Here is a 7,081-nt window from a genome sequence, read left to right as displayed (position 1 = left end):
TGGGTAAATGCAGTTGCCGTCACGGAGGATGGCAAGCGGGCGATTTCTGGTTCTCTCGACAAGACCATTAAAGTCTGGGATTTGACAACTGGAAATGAACTGTTTACTCTCGAAGGTCACAGCGACTGGGTAAATGCAGTTGCCGTCACGGAGGATGGCAAGCGGGCGATTTCTGGTTCTCTCGACAAGACCATTAAAGTCTGGGATTTGACAACTGGAAAGGAAGAGTTTACTTTAAAAGGTCACAGCGACTCGGTAAAAGGATTTGCTGTCACCTCCGATGGGAAGCGGGGGATTTCTGGTTCATCGGACAACACCATCAAAGTCTGGGATTTAACTACTCGAAAGGAAGAGTTTACTCTTAAAGGTCACAGCTACTTGGTCAATGCAGTTGCCGTCGCCGCTGATAGCAAGCAGGCAATTTCTGGTTCATCAGACAACTCCATCAAAATCTGGGATTTAACAACAGGAAAAGAAGAGTTTACTCTCAAAGGTCACAGGGACTCGGTAAAAGCAGTTGTCTTCACTGCTGATGGCAAGCGGGCGATTTATGGTGCGTGGGACAAGACCCTTAAAGTCTGGGATTTAACTACTCGAAAGGAACTGTTTACTCTCGAAGGTCACAGTAATTGGGTAAATGAAGTAGCCGTCACTGGTGATGGGAATAGGGCAGTTTCTGGTTCTTTCGACAAGACCATCAAAGTCTGGGATTTAACAACTGGAAAGGAAGAGTTTACTCTCAAAGGTCACAGCGACTCGGTAAATTCAGTTGCCGTCACGGAGGATGGCAAGCGGGGGGTTTCTGGTTCATCTGATAAAACCATCAAAGTCTGGGATTTAACAACTCGAAACGAACTGTTTACTCTCAAAGGTCACAGCGAGTCGGTAAATGCAGTTGCTGTCACGGAGGATGGCAAGCGGGGGATTTCTGGTTCATCTGATAAAAGCATCAAAGTCTGGGATTTAACAATTGGAAAGGAACTGTTTATTCTCAAAGGTCACAGCAACTCGGTCAATGCAGTTGCTGTCACCCCCGACGGCAAACGGGCGATTTCTGGTTCATCTGACAAGACCATCAAAGTCTGGGATTTGTCGAGTGGAAAGGTTATTGCTAATTTCACCTGTGAAAGCCCGATCGCCTGTTGCGCTGTTGCAGCCGATGGAGTCACAATTGTGGCAGGCGACCAGTCCGGCCGCGTATATTTCCTGCGGCTAGAAGGGATGGAGGAACTAACATGAATTCCTCACATCTCTCACCTCCCATCTCTACCGCTGCTTACCCAATAGAATTTCAGCAACTCCTGCGAGAAAAAACCGAGAATTTTGCAGGGCGCAAATTTGTTTTTTCTGCGATATCCAACTTTCTGAACTCCCACAGCCGCGGTTATTTCACAATCATCGGCACTCCCGGCTGCGGCAAAAGTTCCATCCTCGCCCAATATGTCACCGCCCATCCTCGCAGTATCTATTACAACGCTGCAGTTGAAGGCAAAAATCGAGCTGAAGATTTTCTGGCTTCTGTCTGCACTCAACTGATTGACAAATACCTTGCCGCCAATGGGGAAACATCGGAAATTCTCAAGCTCAAATCTCAAATTCAAAATCTCGAATCCCATGAGGGGAGTTGGTTTCTGTCTTTGTTGCTTCAGCAAATTAGCGATAAATTAGTCGTAGCTTGCGAGACGGCACGTCATCGCCAAAAGTTGATAATAGTCATTGATTCTGTAGACGCGATCGCCCGCACGAGTCAGCCTCCCAGCACAAATCTGTTTTATCTGCCGAGATATTTGGGCGATCGTACTTATTTTATCCTCGCCCGCCGCCCATTTTTGAGAGAGAAATCCGGTTTGTTAATTGAAACACCCTCTCAAACTCTCGATTTAAGAGATTATCCCGCCCAAAATCGCGAAGATGCCCTTAACTACATTCAGCAATACCTATCAACCGCACCGGATTTAACTCAACCCGAATTCGCCCAACAACTCGCAACTGTCAGCGAAGACAATTTCATGTATCTGAGTCAGATGTTACCTGCCATTAACGAGAATTCACACCCCGATGCTAATCTGGGGGAGTCCTCACTTGTCTCTGAACTTCCTCCCGGTTTAGCAGCGTATTATCAAAACCACTGGCTGCGGATGAGAGGTGATGGCTTATCGGCGATCGAGTTGTCTGTGCTGAATGTTTTGGTACAATCAACAGCAAGTTTATCTGTAAGTGCGATATCCAATATAATTGATCGGGATGAATACGATGTTGAAAAAGTGTTAGACAATTGGATCGAGTTCTTAACTCAACAAGAAATTGGAGGAGAAATTTGCTATAGTTTGTATCATAATAGTTTCCGCGAATGGTTAGGCAAACAATCTATTTTAGAATGATGATGAGGACATGGCACTGTCCATTGGAGTCAACTTAACGTTACACCGATAGTCCGACAGGGGTTGAAACCCCTGCCTCAAAGCTGAAGTCCTCTAAAAGAGGACTAATGAATTATTCAGTCCTCTTTTAGAGGACTTTAGCTATTAGACAGGGAATTCATTCCCTGGCGGACTGGCGGTTAGGCGGGAGGACTAGCGGACGAAAAGCTTAAGTTGACACGCCTTGGGCCTTGCCGTCTCCTGAATATCGGTAATATCAATTCCGATGCCACCGGGTTTTATATTATATCAAAAACAATACAACAATGAAACGAGCAGTATTTCTTGACAGAGATGGCGTTCTCAATATCGAAGCCGGCTACATCCACAAATTAGAAGATTTGCATTTAATCCCCGGAGTCGCCGAAGCTGTACGGCGTTTAAATGACAAACAAATATTTTGCTGTTTGGTTTCCAATCAATCGGGCCCGGCGAGGGGTTATTATCCGGTTAGCCACGTAGAAGCTTTGCACAAACGCCTGTGTCAGCTATTAGAAAATGAAGCAGGAGCTAAGTTAGATGCTCTTTATTACTGTCCTTATTTAAGCGCAGCCGAAGGCGGAACAAATCCAGAATTTACGCGGTATACAACGTGGCGAAAACCGAATACAGGGATGTTGGTAGCGGCTGCTTGGGAACAGGATTTAGATTTGCGAAATAGTTTTATGGTGGGGGATAAAGCTACTGATGTTGATATGGCTCACAATGCCGGATGTACTGGTATTTTGGTGCAGACTGGTTACGGAGAAAGCGTGTTGAGTGGGGAGTATCAGCACCATACTCAACCTGATTTTATTGCAGCAAATTTAGCTGCGGCGGTTGAGTGGATTTTGCCAAACTTTGATTAGTGTTTGTAGTGGCATTTAAGTTTTTGGCTGTTGAGTCGAAGAGGAAAGTGCTACGTAAGGAAGCGCGACTTTAAATGTTGTGCCCATGCCGATTTTGCTTTCGCAGGCGATCGCGCCTCCTTGCAATTCTACAGCTTTTTTAACTATTGTTAATCCCAAACCGTTACCTTTAATCTTTCCAGTATTCTTGCAGCGGTAAAACATTTCAAATATTTTCCCTACTTCGGTTTCGGGGATACCGATGCCTTCGTCTCGGATACGCATAATTAGTAAGGGAGAGTTAATATTTGTCAATTTGGAATTGGGAAACAACCACTCAGGAGACAAGCAGAAAATAGCTTCTTTGTCTCCTTCGCCTGCTTGACGGCATTCCAATTCTAAGGTGACTTGCCCGCCGTTGGGGGAATATTTGATGGCATTGACGATTAAGTTTGAGAGAATGCCGTGCAGCAATTGTCGATCTAACATCGCGCTGGTAACATCTGAGGGGATTAATGTTAGTTTGTGTTTGGCTTCATTTCCTAACAGCAATTGATCGAGCAAGTCTTGACAAAATTCGACTAAATTTATCGGTAACGGATTGCATTTGAGTTGGCCTGCTTCTGCTCGACCCATGAACAGCATATCGTCGATTAGCTGGTTCATCTTTTGGGTAGCTGAGTGCACCAGCCGCAGGGTTCTCACTTGCGATTCGTCACTGCTGCAAGTTCGATCGAGCTTTAGCAGTTCCGCAGAGATTAAAATCGCGTTGAGGGGGTTGCGCAATTCGTGAGCGGCCATTGAAATATACTGGTTTTGGCGGTGCGATTTTTCTTCCATCGACTCTCTGACTGCTTCCGAAGTTTTGAGAGCTTCTCGCATCTTGGTTTCGATTTCGTGTCTGTGCAGGGCAATCTCGATCGCCACCCGCAAATCATGTTGTTGAAATGGTTTAATAATATAACCGAATGGATCTGTAAGTTTCGCTCTTTGCAGCGTTTTATCGTCGGCATAAGCTGTTAAAAATACTGTCGGCACATTCCTATGGGCTCGGATTTTTTCTGCCGCTGTTACCCCGTCCATGTCACCTTTAAGCACGATGTCCATCAACACTAAATCGGGCGGATTTTCTATAGCTTTTTGAATTGCTTCTTCTCCTGAATAAACTGTAGCTGTTACTACATATCCGAGTTTTTTTAATCGACCTGCTATGTCTTCGGCTACAATAACTTCGTCTTCTACAACCAAAATTTTTACAGGGTTCATTTTTTTTTAAATGCGCTGTCTATAATTTAATTGTTTGAAAACCAAATTATAGCAGGTTCCACACAGACTGTCAATCGCAATAGTAGCGTCTAATTGGCAAGCCAACATTCGCACTAATCGCAATCCTAATGTTTCAGTATTGTCCGCGTCAAAATTTGCCGGAAATCCGCGACCGTTATCTTGAATAGTTAAGTTAAATTGCTGAGTTCCTATTTCATAAAAATTAATATTAATTTCCCCTACCGAACTTGGGATAAAGGCATATTTCAACGAATTAGAAACCAGTTCGTTAATAATTAATCCGCAAGGAATTGCTGTTTCTATGTTTAAACAAATGGGGTCAACGTTGAGATTGAATTGGATGGAAGTGTTGCCGCCCCCAAAAGATTGATACAAATTAGCAACCAAGTTTTCGACGTAGGGGAGAAGGTCGATCCGATCGAGATGTTCGGATTGATACAGTTGCTCGTGAATCAAAGCCATTGAATCGATGCGGGTCTGGCTTTCTTCAAATAAAGCTAGCGTAGCTTCGTCTTCAATGTATTGAGCTTGAAGTTGCAGCAAGCTGGAAATTACCTGCATATTATTTTTGACTCGGTGGTGAATTTCTTTGAGCAACACTTCTTTTTCGCGGAGCGCTGCTTGAATGCGGGCCTCGCTAAATTTGCGATCGCTGATATCTTCGCCAATACCCGCGATGCGGTAAATGTTGCCCGATTCGTCGTAAATGGAAAAAGCTCGATCGCACACCCAGCGCATCGTGCCGTCTGGTCGAAAAATCCGATATTCGGTACTGGTGGACTCGCCCTCCAACACTCGCCCCATTGCCTCTTCCAACAAATGTTTATCTTCTGGATGCACCCACTCCATCATTTTTAAGGGCTCGGCATATAATTCTTCGTGGTTGCGCCCCCAGATGTGTTCGTAAGCTGGACTCAGATACAATAAATCGGTGAATTCAGCAGACATCAGCCAGAAGGAATTTTGGATATTTTCTGCTAGTTGGCGGAAGCATTCTTCACTTTCGCGGATGGCTTTTTCTGCCTGTTTGCCTTCGCTGATATCTTCTGCAATGCCAACGATGCGGTAAACTTTACCCGCTTGATTTCTAATCGGAAAAGCCCGATCGCGAATCCAGCGAATTTCGCCGTCCGGCCTGACAATTCGATATTCGATCTCGTCTTCAGACTCAATTTGTTTAGTGAAGATAGCCAGAACGCGAGCGCGATCTTCTGGATGGAGGGACTCTGCAAAAAAGCGCCCGTAAGCATACAAATCAGCGCAGCTTCTGCCCCAAATTTTTTCGTAACCCGGACTGATATAAATAATTTCCTGGGGTTGAACGTTTAGCATCCAAAACACGCTTTCAATATTTTCTGCTAGCTGCCGGAACCTTTCTTCGCTTTCTTTGAGTGCTGCTTCTGTTTTTTTGCGATCGCTAATATCGCGCTGCACGCCAAAATACCCGACGATTCTGCTGTGGAAATCGTAAATGCAAATATAGTCGCATTCCACCCAAATTAGAGTCCCGTCAAACTTGCGATTGTCATTTTCAACGTGAATTCTGCCCGCCTCAAAAAAATCCCAGATCATCTCTCTACCGCCAGTCAAGTTGTGCGATAAAAAAGAGTAAAGCGTCCTGCCAATAAACTCTTCCCTAGTACCTCCGTATTGAGCTATCAAAGCATCGTTTGCCTTCGTTACTCGTCCGTTAGCAAATACGTAATCCAAGACTTTTTCTTTGTCAACTGTATCGTCCCAGTGCACGGGTTCGTCCAGCATGATAAAGAAAAAGCCATCTAAAGATTGAGAGAAAAACAATTCTAGCTGTTCCTGGCTTTCCCGCAGAGCTTCTTCGGCGCGCCAGCGATAGATAATTTCTTCCTGCAATTGATTGTTGGCTTTTTTCAAGTCTTCAGTGCGCTTTAGATATTTAATTTCTAGCTGATTTGTGAGTTGTTCCAGGGCTATTTCTGCCTGTTTTTTTTCGGTAATATCTTGAGCAACCACCATGCCTGCAAAAATTTCTTCCCGGTCGTTTTTGACTGGGGCAACTGTTATTAAATAAACGCGACCGCCGTATTTATATTCAAAAGTATTCTCTTTTCCTGCCAAAGCCGCGCGATATGTAGTCTCAAAAAGTGGCAAATCTTCAGGTGGCGATACTTCCCACAATGTTTTGCCTTCCAACAGTTTTTTGGACAAACCAACTACTGCCAACCCTTGACCGTCAACCAGAGTATAGCGCAAATCCCGATCGAACAAAAACACCGAGCCATTCGGATAATGTTTGACGAGAGTTCGGTACATTTCCTGGCTTTTTTCCAGAGATGCGATTAACCGAATGCGATCGTCCTCGGTGATATCAAATTCTGTTGCAGAACTCGAAAAGCTAGCATTTTCGACTGCTTTGAGTTGTGCTTCTAATTTCTGGCACAATTCTCTCTGCTGCTGCAAATCCTGTTCAAGTTGCCGAATTTTTTCTTTTTGCTCTGCTACTAATGCTTCGCAGGTTTCGAGAGGTCGATCGATCTTGGTAGGATCAATACACATAATGGCTCTAGGTTT

The 7,081-nt window shown here is 44.6% G+C and carries 4 protein-coding genes and 1 pseudogene; 3 read left to right on the top strand and 2 right to left on the bottom strand.

Annotation, left to right across the window (positions count from 1 at the left end):
* The 3 genes and pseudogenes from QUA99_RS12335 to QUA99_RS12325 all read left to right on the top strand — a co-directional run.
* Positions 1 to 1,239, top strand: a pseudogene (locus tag QUA99_RS12335) (WD40 repeat domain-containing protein); the annotation flags it as partial.
* Entirely contained in the window at positions 1,236 to 2,381 is a 1,146-nt protein-coding gene (locus QUA99_RS12330; RefSeq protein WP_333236506.1) for an ATP-binding protein, read from the top strand. The pseudogene QUA99_RS12335 and the gene QUA99_RS12330, both read left to right, overlap by 4 nt.
* Positions 2,382 to 2,686: 305 nt before the next feature.
* Positions 2,687 to 3,268 (top strand): HAD family hydrolase, encoded by a 582-nt coding sequence (locus QUA99_RS12325; protein WP_333236508.1) that lies wholly within the window; start codon positions 2,687 to 2,689, stop codon positions 3,266 to 3,268.
* 15 nt (positions 3,269 to 3,283) lie between these two features.
* On the opposite strand, the gene QUA99_RS12320 is transcribed toward QUA99_RS12325, so the two are convergent.
* Together QUA99_RS12320 and QUA99_RS12315 are read right to left on the bottom strand one after the other, a co-directional pair.
* On the bottom strand, positions 3,284 to 4,513 hold the full coding sequence (locus QUA99_RS12320) for an ATP-binding protein (RefSeq protein ID WP_333236511.1): 1,230 nt from the start codon (positions 4,511 to 4,513) through the stop codon (positions 3,284 to 3,286).
* A gap of 6 nt (positions 4,514 to 4,519) precedes the next feature.
* On the bottom strand, positions 4,520 to 7,066 hold the full coding sequence (locus QUA99_RS12315) for a PAS domain S-box protein (protein ID WP_333236514.1): 2,547 nt from the start codon (positions 7,064 to 7,066) through the stop codon (positions 4,520 to 4,522).
* Positions 7,067 to 7,081 lie beyond the last annotated feature (15 nt).

This window comes from Microcoleus sp. F10-B2, from assembly GCF_036704965.1.
In the GTDB taxonomy this organism is placed as follows: domain Bacteria; phylum Cyanobacteriota; class Cyanobacteriia; order Cyanobacteriales; family Microcoleaceae; genus Microcoleus.
Note: the sequence above shows the minus strand (reverse complement) of the source record. Positions and strands in the feature narration are given on the sequence as shown.

What these genes read in the sequence shown, in the direction of transcription:
- QUA99_RS12330 (WP_333236506.1), top strand. Translation starts at nt 1,236, where the DNA reads ATGAATTCCTCACATCTCTCACCTCCCATCTCTACCGCTGCTTACCCA.
- QUA99_RS12325 (WP_333236508.1), top strand. Translation starts at nt 2,687, where the DNA reads ATGAAACGAGCAGTATTTCTTGACAGAGATGGCGTTCTCAATATCGAA.
- QUA99_RS12320 (WP_333236511.1), bottom strand. Translation starts at nt 4,513, where the DNA reads ATGAACCCTGTAAAAATTTTGGTTGTAGAAGACGAAGTTATTGTAGCC.
- QUA99_RS12315 (WP_333236514.1), bottom strand. Translation starts at nt 7,066, where the DNA reads ATGTGTATTGATCCTACCAAGATCGATCGACCTCTCGAAACCTGCGAA.